We start from the raw sequence: 18418 nt of genomic DNA, 5'->3' as shown, positions 1-18418 counted from the left end.
CGCGCGACGACGCCGGGTGGGCCCGATCCGTGCGCGAACGGTGACGAACCCGCTCCGACAGCGGCCAACCGGCGCCCGGGGCCCCGGGGTTCGGGCATCATGGACGGGCCGGTCCTGTCCTCGCCCCGGGAGCTTCAGATGTCACGCCGCCTCATCGCCTCGCTGTCCGTCCTCGTCGTCTCCCTCCTCGCGGTGGCGGCGATCGCGCTGTCCGGCGGTGGCGGCGGCTCGTCGGCCGCGACCGCGGCCACGGCGGCGGCGACGATGCCGGCACCCGCGACCGCCCCGGCGACGTACGCCGGCGGCCCGCGCGGGTTCATGCGCGGAGCCCACGGCCGCGCGATGTTCCGCTTCCTCGGCGGCCTCGTGCTGAAGAGCGCGGCGGACCGCCTCGGCGTGACGCCCGCGAAGCTCAAGGCGGCGGCGAAGACGGTCGCCGAGGCGCAGTTCGCGAAGAAGGCGGCCGAGGCGAAGCTCACGCCCGAGGAGACCGCGGCGCTCAAGGCGTGCCGCAGGGCTTTCCGCGGCGTCCGCCACGCGGGCGCCGCGGGTCCGGGCGCCGCGGGTGCGGGCGCCTGTGACCGGACGACCGCGAAGGCCGCGATCGCGAAGCTCAAGGCGCTGCCGAAGCCCGACCTCGCCGCGCTGAAGACCGAGCTCTCGGACGCGCTCGGCGCCGAGCTCGGCGTCCCGGGTGCGAAGGTCGTCGAGGCGGCGCGCGCCGAGCTGTCGGACCGGCTCGACCAGGGCGTGAAGCTCGGCATCGTCACCGCCGACGGGAAGGCGAAGGCGCTTGCGTGCTTCGACGCGCCGAACGCGTGCGACATGAAGGCGCTCCACCGGGCGCTGCGCCCCGGCCACCCGCGCGCGGGGGCCTTCCGGCACTTCCGTCGCCAGCACCGCTTCGGGGCGCCCGCGCGGCGCCAGTAGCGACGGCCGGGGGCACGCGCGGGCCGCGCGATCCCGGCACGCCGGGAGGCCCTCCGACAAGCCGTTCGGACGGTTCGTGCTCTACCGTCCAGGTATGAGCACGATCACGCCCGGGCCGACCCGCCGCCGCGCCGTCTACGAGGACGATCACGAGGACTTCCGCGAGTCCTTCCGGCGCTTCCTCAGCAAGGAGGTCGTCCCCCACTTCGAGCAGTGGGAGAAGGACGGCATCGTGCCGCGCGAGGTCTTCGCCTCGGCCGGCGCGAACGGCTTCCTCGGCATGCAGGTGCCGGAGGAGTACGGCGGCGCGGGCGTCGGTGACGACTTCCGCTTCAACGCGATCATCGGCGAGGAGTGCTGCGCCGCGGGCGTCGGCGGCTTCGGCGTCGGCATCACGCTCCACAACGACGTGTGCCTCCCCTACTTCCTGGAGTACTGCAACGAGGAGCAGAAGGAGCGGTGGCTGCCGGGCATCTGCGACGGCTCGCTCATCACCGCGGTCGCGATGACCGAGCCGGGCACGGGCTCGGACCTCGCGGGCATCCGCACGAAGGCGATCAAGCAGGAGAACGGCTCCTACCTCGTCGACGGCGCGAAGACCTTCATCACGAACGGCATCAACGCCGACCTCATCATCACGGCCGCCAAGACGGACCCGAAGGAGCGCCACCGCGGCCTCTCGATCCTCATCGTCGAGCGGGACACGCCGGGCTTCGAGCGCGGCCGCAACCTCGACAAGGTCGGCATGCACTCGCAGGACACGGCCGAGCTCTTCTTCAACGAGGCCCGGGTCCCGGCCGAGAACCTCCTCGGCAAGGAGGGCGAGGGCTTCAAGTACCTCGTGTCGAACCTCGCGCAGGAACGCCTGTCGATCGCGATCCTCGGCGTCGGCGTCGCGAACGCCGCGGTCGCCGCGACCCTCGAGTACGTGCAGGAGCGCCAGGCGTTCGGTCAGTCGATCGCGAAGAACCAGGTCGTCCGCCACATGCTCGCCGACTGCCGCGCGGAGATCGACTGCGCGCAGGCGTTCGTCGACCAGTGCATCACGGAGCTCGGCACCCACTCGCTCTCCCCCGAGCGCGCGGCCTCCGCGAAGCTCATCTGCACCGAGCTGCAGGGCAAGGTCACCGACCGCTGCGTCCAGCTCCACGGCGGCTACGGGTACATGACCGAGTACGCGGTCGGCCGCATGTACGCCGACGCCCGCGTCACCCGCATCTACGGCGGCGCGAACGAGATCATGAAGGAGATCATCTCCAAGGGGATGGGCATCGGCTGAGGACGGGCCACCCAGCGAGTGTGGCTCAGGTTCGCGGAACGCGAACCTCGGCCACACTCGGTCTCCGCGGCGCGCGTCAGACCGTCTCGAGGACGCGGGCGGCGGGCGGCGCGGCCGCCGGCGCCTCGGTCGCGCGGACCGCGGGCTGCTCACCGCGGGCGACGGGGCGGCGGACCTTCAGGTACTCGGCGAGGTGGTAGCTGCCGATGACGAAGAGGCCGGCGAGGAGCTGGCTGCCGAGCGTCTCGTAGGTGCCGTACATCTCGAACCACGCGCCCATCCACGTCGGGACGGTGAACGGCGTGTCGTGGCGCGGGATCCAGCCGAGCTCCTGGAAGCTCAGCGCGGTGCCGCCGATCATGACGACGAGGACGACGCCGACGAGCCCGCCCGTGACGATGAGCATCTTCTTGTAGGGCAGCTTGTGCTGGAGCTTGAAGGTGATGAGGCCGACGATGCCCGTGGCGGCCAGGCCGATGGCGAGGCCCTCGAGCACCGGTCCGTCCCCCTCCTTGAGCTGGAGGTTCTGGAGGAAGAGCACGACCTCGAAGCCCTCGCGGTAGACGCTCGTGAAGCCGAGGGCGACGAGGCCGATCGTCGCGCCGAGGCCGCTGGAGGCGAGGAGCTTCTTGCGCTGCTTGTGGTGCCGGCCGATCCACTGGGTCCAGTAGACCTTGTGCACGAACCAGTTGAGGATGACGAGCAGGACGGCGACGGCGATGAAGCCGGTGATCGCCTCGAGCTTCGGGCCGAGCGACGAGGCGGCGTCGAGCAGCGCCTGCACGAGGAACCACGTGACGACGGAGAAGCCGAAGGCGAAGGCGGCGCCCAGGACGACCGGCCGGCGGCGTGAGCGGTTCGCCCCGAGGAAGCTCGCCGTGACGGCCGCGAAGATGAGGACGGCCTCGAGGCCCTCGCGGAAGACGATGATCGCGCTGTTGAAGACGACGGTCGTGTGGCTCTGCGGGCCGCGGACCTCGGCCGGGTCGACGGGGCCGGTGCTCGCGGTCGCCATGAGGTAGACGGCGCCCGCGACGAGCGTGAGCGCGAGCAGCCACCACGGCGTGCGCGAGGCGGCGGCGGACCGGGCGGACGACGCGGGGGCGGCGGACGACGGAGCGGCGTTCGAGCTCATGGTTAGGGCATCCTAACCAGATACCCGACTGCGCGCGTCGGGTATGGCGTGCGGGCGCTGCCGGCCCACGCCCCGGGACCCCGGCGCCTGCCGACGGTTGCGCGCCCGAGGACCAGCGCGGATGCGGCCTCGCGACGCGGGTGCACGGACTTTGTGCCGTCCACGTCACACGAGGTGGGTCCGGCTGCGCCCCCGGGTACGCTCCACACGGATGGACGCGCACCTCAAGGCCCTCGCCGACATCTCGATGGCACTCTCCGCCGCCGAGGCGTTCCTGGACGAGTCGGCGAACCTCAACGCCCGCGACCAGCTCGACGCGGCGGCCGAGGGCCTCACGGCGCTGCGCGCGTTGTGGCCGGAGATGACGGCGGCCGAACGGACGGTCGTCGGGCGGACGGCGGCCCCGCTACGGGATCGCCTGGACGCCGGCCGCGCGCGCCTGCCGAAGCTCACCGCGCTCACCGAGGTGGCTCCCGAGCCCGGCGAGGGCGACGACGATGACGCCGGGCCGGTCGCCGGAGAGGGCGGCCCCGCAACCGTCGGGGGCGCTGCCGACCCCGTGCCGCCCGCCGCATGATCCCCTTCGACCTGCAGTCGCACTCCACCGTCAGCGACGGTGAGCTCGACGCCGCCAGGGTCGTCGAAGCCGCGGCCGCCGCGGGCGTCCGCCTGCTCGCGCTCACCGACCACGACGCGGTCGACGGCGTCGACGCCGCGCTCGAGGCCGGGCGGCGGCACGGCGTGCGCGTCGTCCCCGCGCTCGAGCTGAGCGTGCTCGACCACACCCGGGGCGACCTGCACCTCTGCGGCTACCTCCTCGACCACCGGCACCCGACGCTGCGCCAGACGCTGCTCGCCTGCCGGGCCGACCGCGCCGCGCGCGCGGACCACCTCGCCGACCGGCTCGCCGAGGCCGGCCTGCTCGTCGACCGCGCCCCGCTCCACGCGCGCGGCGCGTCCGGGACCGCGGTCGGCCGGCCGCACGTCGCGCGCGCGGTCCTCGATCACCCGGCGAACGCGCGCCGCCTCGCCGACGAGGGGCTGAGCGACATCGGCGCCGTCATCGAGGCGTACCTCATCCCGGGCAAGCCCGGGTTCGTCCCCCGTCCCGCGCCGACGATGGCCCAGGGCATCGCGCTCATCCACGAGTGCGGCGGCGTCGCCGTGTGGGCGCACCCGTTCTGGGACCTCGACAGCGACGCCGAGGTCGGCGACGCGCTCGACCGCTTCGCCGCGATGGGGCTCGACGGGGTCGAGGCGTTCTACACGACCCACACCGAGGCGCAGACGCGCTTCGCGGTCGCCGAGGCGGCGAAGCACGGCCTGCTGACGACCGGGTCGGCCGACTTCCACGGCTTCGGGCACCCCCGCTTCCACACCTTCGGCAACTTCCAGACCTACGACCTGACCCCCGATCTGGGGCCCATCGCCACGCCCTGACCGTCCGCCCACGTTCAGGTAGCGGTCAGGTGCGCGCACCTACCGTCAGAACGATGAGCGGCTCGCGGACCCTCCCCCTGCTCGCCATCTTCGGCGGCGTGGTGCTGATCCTCATCGGCATCGTCTACTTCATCGAACCGGCGCACAGCCTGCCCTCGTTCTTCCCCGGGCACGTCGGCACGGGCGACGCGGCGTACGCGCACCACCACGTCAAGCACGGCATCGCCGCGGTCGTCGTCGGCCTCGGTGCGTTCGCGTACGCGTGGTTCTCGACCGGCCCCGCGGGTTCCGCCGCGGGCACGGACACGGACGCGGGCGCCGGCACGGGCCACTCGCCCGCCCGCTGACCCGGACCCCCGGCCATGATCAGCTACCTGCAGGGGGCCATCCTCGGCCTGCTCCAAGGCATCGCCGAGCCCTTCCCGATCTCCTCGCTCGGCCACGGCGTCATCCTCCCCCGCGTCGCCGGGTGGGACATCCACCAGAACGACAAGTTCTTCCTCAGCTTCCTCGTCGCGACGCACCTCGCGACCGCGCTCGTCCTCCTCGGCTTCTTCTGGAACGACTGGAAGCGCATCGTCGGCGGCATCCTGCGGTCGCTGAAGCAGCGGGAGATCCGGGCGGACGACCCGGACGCGCAGCTCGGCTGGCGGCTCGTCGTCGGCACGATCCCGGTCGGCATCATCGGCCTGCTCGCCGAGAAGCCGCTGCGCCACGTCTTCGCCTCCGCCCCGAGCGCGGCGGCGTTCCTCTTCCTCAACGGCGTGATGCTCTTCGCCGCCGAGCGCCTGCGCCGGCGCGCCGCCGACGCCCGCGCGCTCGCCGCGATGGAGGCCACCGCCGACGCCGACGCGCGCCTCTCCAAGCTCACGTGGCGCCAGTCCGCCGCCATCGGGACGGCGCAGGCGATCGGCCTCATCCCCGGCTTCTCGCGGTCCGGCGCGACGATGAGCGCCGGCCTCGTCGCGGGCCTGGACAACGAGGACGCCGCGCGTTTCTCGTTCCTCCTCGCCACGCCGATCATCGGCGCCGCCGCGCTCCTGAAGATCCCCGACCTCCTCGGCCCGGACGGCGACGGCGTGCGCGGCCCGGCGCTCCTCGGCGCGGTCTGCGCGGCGGTGACGACGTTCTTCGCCGTGAAGTTCCTCCTGCGCTTCTTCGAGACGAACCGGCTGACCCCGTTCGCCTACTACTGCATGGCCGCAGGCGCCGCGCTGACCGTCGCGTTTGCCGCCGGCGCCTGACGGCGGCGGACACCGCGGCGGACACGGAGGGCGCGGGCGACCGGGGCACCGCGGGCGGGTCCATTAGGCTCCGCCCCCTTCATGGACGCCATCCAAGCGATCATCCTCGGCATCGTCCAGGGGCTCACCGAGTTCCTGCCGATCTCCTCCACCGGCCATCTGCGGATCGTCTCGGCCTTCTTCGGGTGGGACGACCCGGGCGCCGCGTTCACCGCCGTCACCCAGCTCGGGACGATGGCCGCGATCCTCATCTTCTTCCGCCACGAGATCGTGCGGATCGTCGTCGCGACGCTGAAGACGCTGCGCACCGACCGCTGGCACAGCACCGACCTCGACGCGAAGCTCGGCTGGTACATCGTCCTCGGCACCATCCCGATCGGGATCTTCGGGCTCGCGTTCAAGAGCGTCATCGAGGACGGCGCGCGCTCGCTCTACGTCATCGGGACAGCCCTCATCGTCTTCTCCTTCGTCATCCTGCGCGCCGAGGCGGCCGGGACGCAGGAGCGTGAGATCGCCGACATCACCCCGCGCGACGGCCTGCGCATCGGCGTCTACCAGGCGATGGCGCTCGTCCCCGGCGTCAGCCGCTCGGGCGCGACGATCTCCGGCGGCCTCTTCCTCGGCTTCCGGCGCGAGGACGCGGCGCGCTACTCGTTCCTCCTGTCGATCCCGGCCGTCGTCCTCTCCGGGCTGCTCGAGCTGAAGGACATCGGCGACCACGCGCACGCGAACGCGGGCGCCGTCCCCACCGCGATCGCGACGATCCTCGCCTTCGTCGTCGGCTACGCGACGATCGACTTCCTCCTGAAGTTCGTCGCCCGCAACTCGATCGCCGTGTTCTGCGGTTACCGCGTCGCGATCGGCGCGCTCGTGCTGCTCCTCGCGGGCGCCGGCGCCATCTCCTAGCGCGGCGCGTCCTCAGCGGGTCTGCAGGACCCGCTCGAGGCGGAACGCGAGCGCCTCGACCGCAAGGTCCTCCGTCGCGTTGACCTCGCGCAGGGCGAAGCGCGTCTCGTCGACGAGCGCGACGCCGGCGCGCAGTCCGTGGGCGTCGGCGAAGCGCGCCGCGTCCTCGTTCACCGCGGCGACGCGGTCGGAGTGGTGGACGAGCTCGGGCGCCCCGTCGACGGTGACGGCGACGTCCCGCAGCCACAGCCCGACGAGGGCGAGCGCCTGGTCGAGCGCCTGCACGCGCGCCCGGCGCGCGGCGCGCTTGCCCGCGTCGGTCGCCTCGCGCCTGGCGCGCGCCTGCTCCTTCACGGGGAGGAACGGTAGGCTCGCGGCGAGCCGCTCGTCGACGACGGCGATCGCGCCCTCGCCGTGGGCGGCGGAGCGCTCGAGGATCGCCGACCACGGGCGCGCGCGGAGGTCGTGGGCGATGCAGGCGCGGGCGACGGCCTCGGCACCGGCGCGCAGGGCGGGGCCCTCGCCGAGCGCGAGCATGAGCGCGCGCTCGCCGTCCCCGAGCGCGAGGCGCGCGCAGGCCTCGGCCTGGTCGGGCGGGACCCGCGAGGCGAGGCGGCCCGCGAGCTTCTCGACGGTCGGCGCCTCGAAGCGGACGGCCTGGCAGCGGCTGCGGATCGTCGGCAGGACCTCGCCGAGGCGGTCCGTGAGGAGGATGAGGTGCGCGAACGACGGCGGCTCCTCGAGCGTCTTCAGCATCCGGTTCGCGGTCGAGTCGTTCATCGTGTCCGCACCCTCGATGACGAAGACGCGGCGGCGGGACTCGAACGGCGTGCGCGTCGAGGCGGCGACGACGGGCTCGTCGATGTCCGCCACGAGCATCTCGGTGGCGCCGCTCGGGATGACCCAGGTGAGGTCGGGGTGGACGCCCTCCATCGCGCGGCGGGCCGCCCCGGGCTCGTCGGCCGACCCGTCCGCGAGCAGTGCGGCGGCGAACTGCCGGGCGGCGTCGCGCTTGCCCGCGCCGGCGGGTCCGTGGAAGAGGTAGGCGTGCGAGGGGTTGCCCGCGGGTGGGACGGCGGCGTCGAGGACGGCGCGCGCGTGCGGGTGGTCCTCGGTGGCGGGCAGCGGCGGCACGGTCCGCGAGAGTAGCGGCCGGGACCGGCGCGTCCCGTTCCTGTGCGAGGCTGCCGGGGTGGCGCGCGGACGGCTGATCACGATCGAAGGGCTCGACGGGGCCGGCAAGACGACGGTGGCGACGGGGCTCGTCGCGGCGCTCGAGGCCGGCGGCGTGGGCGTCGAGCTGCTGCGCGAGCCGGGCGGCGTCGTCCTCTCCGAGCGGATCCGGACCCTCGTGAAGGACCCGTCCCTGACCGTCGACCCGCGCGCCGAGGCGCTCCTCTACGCCGCCGCGCGGGCGCAGCTCGTCGCCGAGCGCCTCGAGCCGCTGCTGTCCGCCGGGACGTGGGTCCTCCTCGACCGCTTCGTCGACTCCTCGCTCGCCTACCAGGGCGCGGGGCGCGGGCTCGGCGTCGCGGCCGTCGCCGCGATCAACGAGCTCGCGACCGGCGGCCTGCAGGCCGACCGCACCCTCCTGCTGCGCCTGGACCCGGCGATCGGGCGGGCGCGCCAGGCCGTCCGCGGCGAGGCACCCGACCGCCTCGAGCAGGAGTCGGCCGCGTTCTTCGACCGGATCGCGACGGCGTACGAGGAGCTCGCCGCCGCGGCGCCCGGGCGCTACCGCGTCATCGACGCGACGGCCGCGCCCGCGGAGGTCCTCGCCGCCGCGCGGGAGGCGGTCGCCGATCTCGTCGCTCCCTGAGATCCTGGTGACGGACGCCGGCATGACCCCTTCCCCGAGCACCGCGGGCCCGTGAGCCCCCCGACCTTCACGGCCGAGCGCTTCGAGCGCGTCGACGCGGCTCCCGGCGTCGTCCTCCTGCGGCTGCAGGGGACGTGGCGCTCGGACCAGCGCGAGCGGCTGCCCGCCCCCGGGCTCGTCATCGACGACGGGCGCCGCACACGGCGCCTGCCGCCGCTCCCCGGCCCGGACGACGCGACGCCGCTCGCGACCCCGGAGGGCACGCCGTGGCGGGCGGCCTTCCGCGTCCCGGCCGAGCTGCTCGGCGGGCGGGTCGCGTTCGCGCTCGACGCCGGCGACGCGCTGCTCGACCTGCCGCGGCCGACGGCGCGGGCCAAGGGGGCGCCGGTGCTCGCCCCGGCGCGGGCGGCGGTCGTGCCGACGCCGGGGCCGGTCGTGGACGCCGGGGCTGCGGTCGGTCGCGGGACCCGCGACGACGGCCCGGCGATCGCCGAGCTGCGGCGGGCCGTCGAGGCCGAGCGGACCGCACGCGTCGAGGCCGAGGAGGCGGCGAGGGTCCGCCGGGAGGCGCTGCGTGAGCTCGAGGACCGGCTCGCCCACGAGCGCGTCGCGCGGGCGGAGGCGCAGGCCCGGGCCGAGGCCGAGCGCGCCGCCCGGGAGCGCAGCGAGGCCGCGGCCGCCCGCACGGGCGAGCACGCCGAGGAGGCGGACGCGCGGATCGCGGCGCTCGAGGCACGGGTCAGCGAGCTCGTGCGCGAGCGACGCGTCGCCGCCGACGCCGCGCAGCGGAGCGAGCGCGAGGCCGCCGCCGCGCGGGCGCAGCTCGTCGGCGCGCAGTCCGTCGAGGCGCAGCTGCAGCAGGCCCTCGAGGCGGCGCGCGCCGAGCGCGAGGCCGCGGTCGCCGACGCCCGGGCCGAGGTCGAGACGCAGCTGCGCGCCTTCCGGGAGCAGAGCCGGACCGAGACGCAGTCGCTCGTCCAGAAGGCGGCCGACGAGGTCGCCGCGGCGCGTGAGGCCGCCGACGCGGCGCGGGGGGACGCGGAGGACGCCGTCGCGGCGGCCCGGGCCGAAGCCGCGGCCGAGATCGAGGCGGCGCAGGCCGAGGCGTCCGCCGCCGCGGCGGCGGCGCACGCCGAGGCGACGGCCGCCGCCGAGGCCGCGCGGGAGGAGGCTGCGGCCGCGGTGGCCGCGGCGCGGGCGGAGGCCGAGCAGCGGGTCACCGCCGCGCGCAAGGCCGCGGAGACCCAGGCGGAGCGGGCGCGCGAGGCCGCCGCGGCGGCGCGTGCGGCCGCGGAGGCCCAGGCGGCCGCCGAGGCCGAGGCCGAGGAGCGCGCCGAGGCGGCGCTCGCGGAGGCCGACGCGCAGGCGGAGGCGGCCCGCGTCGCCGCCGAGGCCCGGGCGGCCGCGGCGCAGGAGCGCGCCGATGCGCTCGTCGCCGCCGCGCGCGCCGAGGCGGAGGAGGTCGTCGCCCGCGAGTACGAGAGCGCCCAGGCGGGCGGCGAGGAGGCCCGCGCGGAGGCGGCCGAGCAGATCGCGGCGGCGCGTGAGGCCGCCGCGCGGCAGATCGAGGAGGCACGGCAGGCCGCGGCCCAGGCGCGACGCGAGGCGGACGCCCTGGCGGCGAGTACGCGGGCCGAGGCCGAGGCACGGGCGAGCGAGACGCGGGCCGCCGCCGAGGCGCGGATCGCCGCGGCGCTCGCCGACGCCGAGACACGGGCGGCCGCGGCGCGCAGTGAGGCCGACGCGCGGGTCGCGGAGGCGGTCGCCGACGCCGAGGCGGCGCGGGCCGAGGCGACCGCGGTGCGCGAGGAGGCGGAGGCCGCGCGCGCGGCCGCGGCGGCGGCGAAGAGCGACGCCGGGTCGACCCGCGAGGGCGCCGCGCGGCGCATCGCGGAGACCGAGCAGGCGGCGGAGGCCGCGCGGGCGGCCGCCGAGGCGGCGGTGGCCGAGGCGCTCGCGGAGGCCGAGGCCGCCCGGGCCGCCGAGGCGGAGGCGCGCACGGCCGCGGCGGCCGCGGAGGGGGTGGCGGGGGACGCGCAGGCGCAGGCCGACGCGCTGCGCGCGGCCGTCGCCGAGGCGCGGCGGCAGGCCGAGGTGGCCCAGGCGGAGGCCGCGAAACGGGCCGCCGAGGCCGACCGCGTGCGGGCGGACGCCGAGGCGCGGGCGGCGGAAGCCGACGCCGCGCGCGGTGAGGCCGAGGCCGCACGCCGGGCCGCGGAGGCCCGGGCCGACGCGTCCGCCGCCGACGCCGAGGTCGCCCAGGACGAGGCCGAGCGCCGGGCCGAGGCGGCGCAGGCGGACGCGGTGGCCGCCCGCGCCGCGGCGGACGAGGCGCGCGCGGCCGTCGTCGAGGCGCGCGCGGCCGTGGCCGAGGCACGGCACGCCGAGGAGGCGCGCGCCGCCCAGGCCGCCGAGGAGGCGCAGCGCGCGCGGGCGATCGAGGCCGAGGCGCAGGCCGACGTCGAGCGCGCCCGCGAGGAGGCCGCCGCGGCCCGCGCGGAGGCGACCGCGCGTATCCGAGCGGCCGAGGAGGCGGCCGTCGCCCGCATCGAGGCCGAGGTCGACCGGGTCCGCGCGGAGGCCGAGGAGCGCGTGCGGGCGGTCGAGCTCGCGCGCAGCGACAGCGAGGGAACGCGGCAGCGGGCCGAGGAGTCCGCGGAGGCCGCGCGGGCCGAGGCCGAGGAGGCGCGCGCGCTGGCCGAGTCCGCCCGGGCCGAGGCGCAGGCGGCCCAGGCGGCGATGCAGGCGGCCCAGGCGGCGATGCAGGCGGCCCAGGCGCAGGCGCAGGTCGCCCAGGCGGAGGTCGACGCCGCGCGCGCCGAGGTCGCCCGGCAGGAGGACGCGGCGCGGGCGGCCCTCGTCCGGGCCCGCGAGCTGTCCGAGCGGGCCGCCGGCGAGCGTGAGGAGGCGGTCACCGCGATCCGCGAGCGGGCGCGGCGCGAGCTCGCCGAGAAGGAGGCCGCCCTCGCCGACGCGCTGCGCGAGGCGCAGACGATCGCCGAGGCGACCCGCGACCGCGTGCTGCGCGAGGCGACGGCGGAGCGGGACGCGGCGCTGGCCGCGGCGCGGGAGGCGGCGGCGGCCGAGGTCGCGGAGCGGGATGCCGCGCTCGCCGCCGCGGAGAGCGCCGCCGCGGCGCTGCGCGAGCGGCTCGCCGCGCTGGAGGCGGACGCGGCGGCGGCCCGGCGCGAGGCGGGCGACGCGTCCGCCGCGACGGAGACGGCACGCGCCGAGGCCGAGGCCCGCGAGCAGCAGCTCGCCGCGCTGGAGGCCGCCGTCCAGGAGGTGCGGGCCGAGGCGGTCGCGGTCGCCCGTGAACGCGACGAGACGGAGGCGCGGGAGGCGGCCCGGCGCGAGGAGCTCACCGCGCAGCTCGCGGCGCTGGCTGCCGAGGTCGCGGACGCCGTGCGGGCGCGGGACGAGGCCGAGGCCGCGGAGGCCGCGGCCGTCGCCGCGGCGGCCGCTCGCGCCGACCAGGCGATCGCCGCCGCACGGGCCGAGTCCCAGGCGCAGGCCGAGGAGGCCGCCGCGACCGCACGCGCCGAGAGCGAGGCTCGCGCGGACGAGGCGATCGCCGCCGCACGGGCCGACGCGCAGGCGCGGGAGGCCGACGTCGCCGCGCGCGAGGAGCGTCTCGCCGACACGGTGCGCGCGCTCGAGCAGGCGCAGGCCGCGGCGGAGGCCGCCCTCTCGGCCCGGCGCGAGGCGGAGGCGAGCCGGGACGCCACCGCGGCGGAGCTCCGCGCGGCGCAGGCACGGGTCGAGCACGCCGAGCGACTCGCCGAGCAGGGCGCCGTCGCCGCGCAGGAGCGGGACGAGGCGGTCGCGGCCGCCGGCGAGCAGCAGGCGCGGGTCGGCGAGCTGCGCGCGTCCCTCCGCGCCCTCGAGGACGAGCTCGAGGTCGCGCGCGGCGAGGCGGCGGCGCGCGCCGAGGCCGAGGCGCGGCTCGAGGCCGAGACACACCGCCGCGTCGAGGTCGAGCGCGCGGCGTCCGAGCTGCCGACGCTCCGCGCCGCACTCGACGAGCACGCCCGGGCGCGCCGCGCCGCCGAGGAACGTGCCGCCGCCCTCGCGACCGAGCTCGAGGGCGGCACGAGTGCCCTCGCGGCGGCCGAGGCGACGGCCGCGACCCTGCGCGAGGAGCTGGAGGCCACGCGGACGGCGGCGGGCACGGAGCTCGAGGCGGCGCGCCGCGCGGCGGTCGAGGATCTCGCGGCGGCGCAGGCTGCCGCCGCCGCAGAGCTCGAGGCGGCCCAGGCTGCGGCCGCGGCGGAACGGGACGCCGCTGTCGCCGCCACGACCGCGGAACGGGACGCCGCGCTGGCGCGCGCCGCGGCCGAGCTCGACGCCGCGCGGGCGCTCGTCACCGAGCGCGACGACGAGCTGCGGCTCGCCCGGGCCGAGGCGGCCGCGCGGCACGACGACGAGGCCGAGGCGCGGACGTCGGCCGAGCGCGCCGCCGCCGCGGCCCAGGACGCGCGCGTCCTCGCCGAGGCGCTGCTGGAGGAGCTCCGCGCCGAGCAGGCCACGAGCGCCGACGCGCTCGCCGCGGCCACGGGCGCCGGGGACGCTGCGACCGCCCGCGCCGACGCGCTCGAGGCGGAGCTCACCACGTTGCGCGAGTCGCTCGGCAGCGAGGAGCAGGCCCGCGCCGCCCTCGCCGCGGAGCTCGACACCGCCCGCGCCGAGGCCCGTGCCGCCCAGGACGCGCACCGGGCGGAGACCGAGCGCGTCGCAGCGCTCCGGGGTGAGGCCGACGAGCACGTCGCCCGGGCCGAGGCGCTCACTGCCGAGGTCGCTACCCTCCGCACGCGCGTCGAGGAGGCACGGGTCGGCGGCGGCGAGCTCGCCGAGCGCCTGGCCGAGGCCGAGCAGGCCCTCGACGCCGAGGCCGAGCGCCGCACGACCGCTGCGGCCCAGGCGGCCGCCGAGCACCAGCGCCTCCAGGACGCCGCCGCGGCGCTCGCCGCCGAACGCGACGCGGCCCGCGCCGAGACCGAGCGGGCGCGGGCCGAATCGGCCGCGGCGACCGAGGCGGCGGAGACGGCGCAGGCCGACGCGCTTGCCCGGGCGGAGGCGGCCGAGGCGCAGCGGGCTCACGCGGTCGCCCGCGCCGACGCGGCGGAGACGGCGCAAGCCGACGCGCTCGCCCGCGCCGAGGCCGCCGAGGCTGCCCGCAGCGCAGCGCTCGCCGCCGCGGAGCAGGTCCGCACCGAGGCGAGTACCCGCGCCGAGGCCGCTGAGAGGGCGCAGGCGGACGCGCTCGCCCGCGCCGAGGCCGCCGAGGCGCAGCGGGCTGACGCAGTCGCCGCTGCCGAGGCCGCCCGCGCTGAGGCGACCGCCCTCGCTGCGGCCGCGCGTGAGGAGGCGGAGCGGTCGGTCGCGGAGGCCCGGAGCGCGGCCGAGCGCACGGCGGGCGCCGCGAAGGCGGAGGCCGACCGGCTCGTCGCCGAGGCGCACGCCGCGACGACGCAGCAGGCGATCGAGGCCCTCGACGCCGCGGACTTCGCGATCGAGACCGTCCGCGCGGAGGCCGGCGCGGAGACCGCCGCGGCCCGCGAGGCGGCGGACCGCGCGATCGCCGACGCCCGCGCAGCCGCCCAGCAGTCCGTCGCCGACGCCGAGGCGCGGGCGGCCGCCGCCGAGACGCGCGCCGCCGAGGCCATCGCCGCGGCGGACGCCGACGCGGCGAGCGCGAGGTCCGAGGCCGACGAGGCCGCCGCCGAAGCCATCACCTCTGCCGAAACGCGCGCCGCCGAGGCGATCGCCGCCGCCGAAGCCCGCGCCGCCGAGGCGATCGCCGCCGCCGAAGCCCGCGCCGCCGAGGCCGTCACCGCCGCCGAGGCGCGTGCCGCCACCGCCGAGACCGGCGTCGCCAGGACCGTCGAGGACGCGGAGTCCCGGACCGCCGAGGCCGAGGCCCTGGCGGCCCGGGCCGAGGCGCAGACGACCGCCGCCGAGGCCCGCGCGGCCACCGCCGAGGAGGCCGCCGCGGCGGCCTCCGCCCGCGCGACCGCCGCCGAGGCGACCGCCGCCGAGGCCGTCGAGCGGGCCGAGGCCCTGGCGACCGAGCTCGACGCCGCGCGCACCGAGGCCCGCGTCGCCCGGCACGCGGCGGAGACCGGGGCCCGGCGCGCCCAGGAGGAGGAGTCCGCGCGGGTGGCGGCACTCGAGGAGCTCGACCGCGCGGAGGGCGAGGCCGGACGCGTGCGGTCCGCGGCCGAGGCCGAGGCGGCCGACCTCCGTGCCCGGGTCCAGGAGGAGTCGGCCGCGCGCGCCGCCCTCGCCGAGGAGCTCGCGAAGCTCCGCCGGTCCGGCGAGGAGGCCGCCGCCCGCGCCGCCGCCGCGATCACCGCGGCGGCCGAGTCCGCCACCCGCACCGCGCAGGAGGCCGCCGAGGCCGACCTCGCGGCGGCCGAGGCGGCCCACGGCCGCGCGCTCGAAGGCGCCGAAGCCGCCCTCCGCGCGGAGACCGAGCGCCGCGAGCAGCTCGCCGCCCGCGCCGACGCGGAGGCCACCGCCCGCGCCGAAGCCGAAGCCGCCCACGAGGCGGAGACCGCGGCCCGCGCCCGGGCCGAGGCGGCCCACCAGGCCGAGGCCGACGCCCGTGCCGCCGCCGAGGCCGCGCACACCGCCGAGGCCGAGGCGCGGGCCGCCGCCGAAGCCGCCCACGCCGCCGAGGCCGAGGCGCGGGCCGACGCCGAGGCCGCGCACGCGGCCGAGGCGGATGCGCGCGCCCGCGCCGAGGCCGACGCCGAGCTCGAGGCCGACGCTCGTGCCGTCGCCGAGGCCGCCGCGGCCCGCCACGCGGCCGCCGCCACCAAGGCCCACGAGCGCGCGGAGGACGCCGCCCGCGCGGCCGCGGACGCCGCGAACGCGGCGGAGGCCGCCGACGCCGAGCACGCGGCCGAGGCCCGCCGCGCGGCGGCAGCGGCGGCTACCCGCGCGGCCGAGGCCGCGGCGTCTGCGGGCGCGGCCGCCGAGCCCGTGCTGCGCCCCGCACCGGCTCCGCGCCCGGGTCCGCCGGCCGCCCCGCGCCGCCGCGGGCGCGCGCGCCGGATCCGCGGGGAGCACCCCGCCCGCGATCACGCCGGCGCGGTCACCCGCCTCGTCGCCGGCGAGCGCGCCGCCACCGTCGTCCTCCTCACGGTCACCTTCGGCACGGGCATCGCCCTGCTCGTCGGCCTGCTGCGGATCGCCCTCGGCTGATCACGCAGCGGCGTGCGGTCGATTCACGCCGTGGGGCGTGTCTGGGCCGCACGCCGCCCGCGCGCCGACGGTCGACCACCGACCGCGGCGCCCCCGCCCGCCGCCCGCCGCCCGCCGCCCCCTACGGCTTGCCAGGCGACAGCGAGCCCGGCGGGAAGGCGCGTGGCAGCACCGACGTCGCCCCCGCGCCCGGGTCCGTCCCGGGCGGCCCGGCCGTCGCGGCGCCCGGGTCGGGGGTGCCCGTCGCCGTCCCGCCGGCCGCGCCCGGCACCGGGGCCGCGCCCGGGGTCACGGGCGCGACGACGGCCCCGGCGGTCACCGGCGCCGGGGCCGGCGGCAGCGGCGTGCCGGTCGCGGTCGCGCTCTCGCCGGGCGGCGTCGCGAACGAGATCGCGCGGAAGGCGAGGGTGCGCAGCAGCGGGTTGTGCGGGTCGAGGGCCAGCGCGCGCAGCGACGCCTGCACGAAGCCCTGCCGGTCGGCCAGCGGCAGCGCGAGCGCCCCGAGCTCGAACCACGCCCGCGAGCTGTCCGGCTGGCGGCGCACGGCCTCGAGCAGGTCGTCGCGCGCCTCGAGGTCGCGCCCGCGCCGCTGCGCGATCGTCGCCTCGACGAGCAGCGGCTCGATGCTCAGCGGATCCAGGCGCGCGGCGAGGTCGGCCTCCGCGGCGGCCTTCTGGATCTCCGCGTCGCTCACGTTGTCGCCCCCGAGCGCCGCCTGCGCCGCGTCGGCCTTGCTCTGCGACCAGGCCGGGAGGACCGCCGACGTCCCGTAGGCGAAGAGCGCGAGGACGACGACGGCGACCCCGGCGAGCGCGCCCGGCCGCAGCCGCGAGTCGCGCTCGGGGTCGACGAACATGACGACCGGCGAGGCGCCCGGCAGGTCGAGCCCGCGCCGCGGCCGCGGGACCCCGCCGCCGGCGACGACGCCGAGGAAGAGCAGCGGCGGCAGCGTGATCCCGGGGATGTCCCAGTCCCAGTCGTAGACGCCGTGCGCGAGCCACGCCACGGACGCCGCGACGAGCGCCGCACCGAGCTCCCGCTCGCGGCCGTCGGGCAGCGCGCGCAGCCGCGCGACCGCCGCCCACAGCAGCGCGCCGAGGCCGCCGTACACGAGCAGGAAGCCGACGAGCCCGGTCTCCGCGAGCATCTGCAGCGGCACCGAGTGCGGCTGGACGACCGAGATCGTGTTCGTCCGGTAGCGCAGGTGCGTCGCCCGGAACGAGCCGGCGCCCCACCCGCCGACGGGCCGGTCGGAGAAGGCGCCGGCCGCCTCCTGCCACCACACCCAGCGGTTGCCGGACGTCGTCGTCGCCAGGCGCGAGGGGTCGAGCTGCTTGTCCTGCGAGGGCACCGTGAACGACCGCGCGGCCTTGTGGACCTGGCCGGGCAGTCCGAGCGTGCTCGCGGTCAGGCCGACGACGCCGACGAGCAGGACGACCGACGCCGCCGTCACGGCGAGCCGCCCGAGCGACCGCGTGCGCGCCGCCGACCAGACGACGCGGTCCTCCTCGCGCAGGAGCAGGACGGCCGCCCCGGCGAGCAGCCCGCCCGCGACCACCACGAGCGCCGCGAGCTGACGCCCGTCGTGGATCCGCGTGCCGAGGTCGACCCCGCTGTCGCTCAGCCCGTGCTTCGTCAGCGCCAACGCGAGCGGCCCGGCCGCCGCGACCCCGGCGACGAGCGCCGCGATGAGCGTCCGCAGCCGGTGGCGCCCGAGCGCCGTGAGCGTCGCCAGCGCGACGACGATCGCGAGCACGCCGCCCCGCGAGTACGTCATCCCGAGGTCGATCGTCAGGAGGTACGCGGCGAGCATCGCGGCGACGCGGACCCGCACGTCCCGCCCCCGGTCGACCGCGATCCGCAGCGCGACCGGCACCGCCATCGCGAGCAGCAGCCCGAGCGCGTTCCAGTAGTCCAGCGGGGCCCGCAGCCGCGCGAGCGTCCCCGTCTGGTCGAAGTTCACGATGCCCGGGACGTTGACGCCCGGGATCGTCTTGCTGCCGAGGCCGTAGAGCGCGACGGCGAGCGCGAGCAGCAGCCAGCCGGTCGCGACCCGCTCGATCGCGCGCGGCGCGCTCGCCCCCGCGACGAGCCCGAGGCCGGCGACGAGCGTGTACGCGAGCGCGCGGTTGATCTCCGTCCACGTGCGGTCGGGCGTGACCGACCACAGCAGCGACAGTCCGCACCACGCGGCGAAGGCGAGCAGCAGCACGAGCCCGAGGCGCGCCGCCGGGGCCCCGACGATCCGCATCCCGGGACGGCCGGTGACGACCGCCGCGAGGGCCGGCAGCGCCGCGAGCGCGAGCGCGAGCTGCACGCGCGTCTCGGCCGGAGCGGTCGTCGCCCCGTGCGCGAAGACGGCGTACGTCAGCGCCGCGAGGAGGAGGACGAGCAGCGCGGTCGGGCTCCGGGAGCCGGATCGCCCGCCCGGGGCGGCTGTCGCCACGCGTGTTGGC

The 18418-nt window shown here is 78.1% G+C and carries 12 protein-coding genes; 9 read left to right on the top strand and 3 right to left on the bottom strand.

Annotation, left to right across the window (positions count from 1 at the left end):
* The first annotated feature begins 138 nt into the window (after positions 1-138).
* Together NBH00_RS02765 and NBH00_RS02760 are read left to right on the top strand one after the other, a co-directional pair.
* Complete coding sequence (locus NBH00_RS02765) at positions 139-930, top strand: hypothetical protein (RefSeq protein ID WP_254571832.1); 792 nt, start codon at positions 139-141, stop codon at positions 928-930.
* Between the two features lie 94 nt (positions 931-1024).
* Entirely contained in the window at positions 1025-2209 is a 1185-nt protein-coding gene (locus NBH00_RS02760; protein ID WP_254571831.1) for an acyl-CoA dehydrogenase family protein, read from the top strand.
* Between the two features lie 76 nt (positions 2210-2285).
* Here the strand turns inward: NBH00_RS02760 and NBH00_RS02755 are convergent, their stop codons facing one another.
* A complete protein-coding gene (locus NBH00_RS02755) occupies positions 2286-3344 on the bottom strand; it encodes an FTR1 family iron permease (RefSeq protein ID WP_254571830.1) in 1059 nt (352 codons plus the stop codon).
* A gap of 211 nt (positions 3345-3555) precedes the next feature.
* On the opposite strand from NBH00_RS02755, the gene NBH00_RS02750 reads away from it, so the two are divergent.
* The 5 genes from NBH00_RS02750 to NBH00_RS02730 all read left to right on the top strand — a co-directional run bounded on the left by NBH00_RS02750 (position 3556) and on the right by NBH00_RS02730 (position 6934).
* Positions 3556-3921: a hypothetical protein gene (locus NBH00_RS02750; RefSeq protein WP_254571829.1), complete on the top strand. Its 366-nt coding sequence runs from the start codon at positions 3556-3558 to the stop codon at positions 3919-3921.
* Positions 3918-4784 (top strand): PHP domain-containing protein, encoded by an 867-nt coding sequence (locus tag NBH00_RS02745; RefSeq protein WP_254571828.1) that lies wholly within the window; start codon positions 3918-3920, stop codon positions 4782-4784. The genes NBH00_RS02750 and NBH00_RS02745 overlap by 4 nt, the downstream gene beginning before the upstream one ends.
* 53 nt (positions 4785-4837) lie before the next feature.
* Complete coding sequence (locus NBH00_RS02740; RefSeq protein WP_254571827.1) at positions 4838-5131, top strand: hypothetical protein; 294 nt, start codon at positions 4838-4840, stop codon at positions 5129-5131.
* 15 nt (positions 5132-5146) lie between these two features.
* On the top strand, positions 5147-6028 hold the full coding sequence (locus NBH00_RS02735) for an undecaprenyl-diphosphate phosphatase (protein WP_254571826.1): 882 nt from the start codon (positions 5147-5149) through the stop codon (positions 6026-6028).
* An 81-nt stretch (positions 6029-6109) separates the two neighbouring features.
* Positions 6110-6934: an undecaprenyl-diphosphate phosphatase gene (locus NBH00_RS02730; protein ID WP_254571825.1), complete on the top strand. Its 825-nt coding sequence runs from the start codon at positions 6110-6112 to the stop codon at positions 6932-6934.
* 12 nt (positions 6935-6946) lie between these two features.
* Here NBH00_RS02730 and NBH00_RS02725 read toward each other — a convergent pair whose 3' ends face one another.
* The gene (locus NBH00_RS02725; protein ID WP_254571824.1) at positions 6947-8068 is read right to left on the bottom strand and encodes a DNA polymerase III subunit; all 1122 of its coding nucleotides are present in this window, start codon (positions 8066-8068) and stop codon (positions 6947-6949) included.
* Positions 8069-8126: 58 nt separating this feature from the next.
* Between NBH00_RS02725 and tmk the strand changes: the two genes are divergently transcribed.
* A complete protein-coding gene (gene tmk / locus NBH00_RS02720; RefSeq protein ID WP_254571823.1) occupies positions 8127-8753 on the top strand; it encodes a dTMP kinase in 627 nt (208 codons plus the stop codon).
* A gap of 51 nt (positions 8754-8804) precedes the next feature.
* Positions 8805-15962 carry a coiled-coil domain-containing protein gene (locus NBH00_RS02715; protein ID WP_254571822.1) on the top strand — a complete coding sequence of 2386 codons (7158 nt, stop codon included), beginning with the start codon at positions 8805-8807 and terminating at the stop codon, positions 15960-15962.
* A gap of 121 nt (positions 15963-16083) precedes the next feature.
* On the opposite strand, the gene NBH00_RS02710 is transcribed toward NBH00_RS02715, so the two are convergent.
* Positions 16084-18408, bottom strand: coding sequence for an O-antigen ligase family protein (locus NBH00_RS02710; RefSeq protein WP_254571821.1), 2325 nt, complete (start codon positions 18406-18408; stop codon positions 16084-16086).
* Positions 18409-18418: the final 10 nt, after the last annotated feature.

It is taken from the genome of Paraconexibacter antarcticus (assembly GCF_024220175.1).
Taxonomy (GTDB): Bacteria; Actinomycetota; Thermoleophilia; order Solirubrobacterales; family Solirubrobacteraceae; genus Paraconexibacter; species Paraconexibacter antarcticus.
This window is presented reverse-complemented; position numbering and strand designations above follow the sequence as displayed.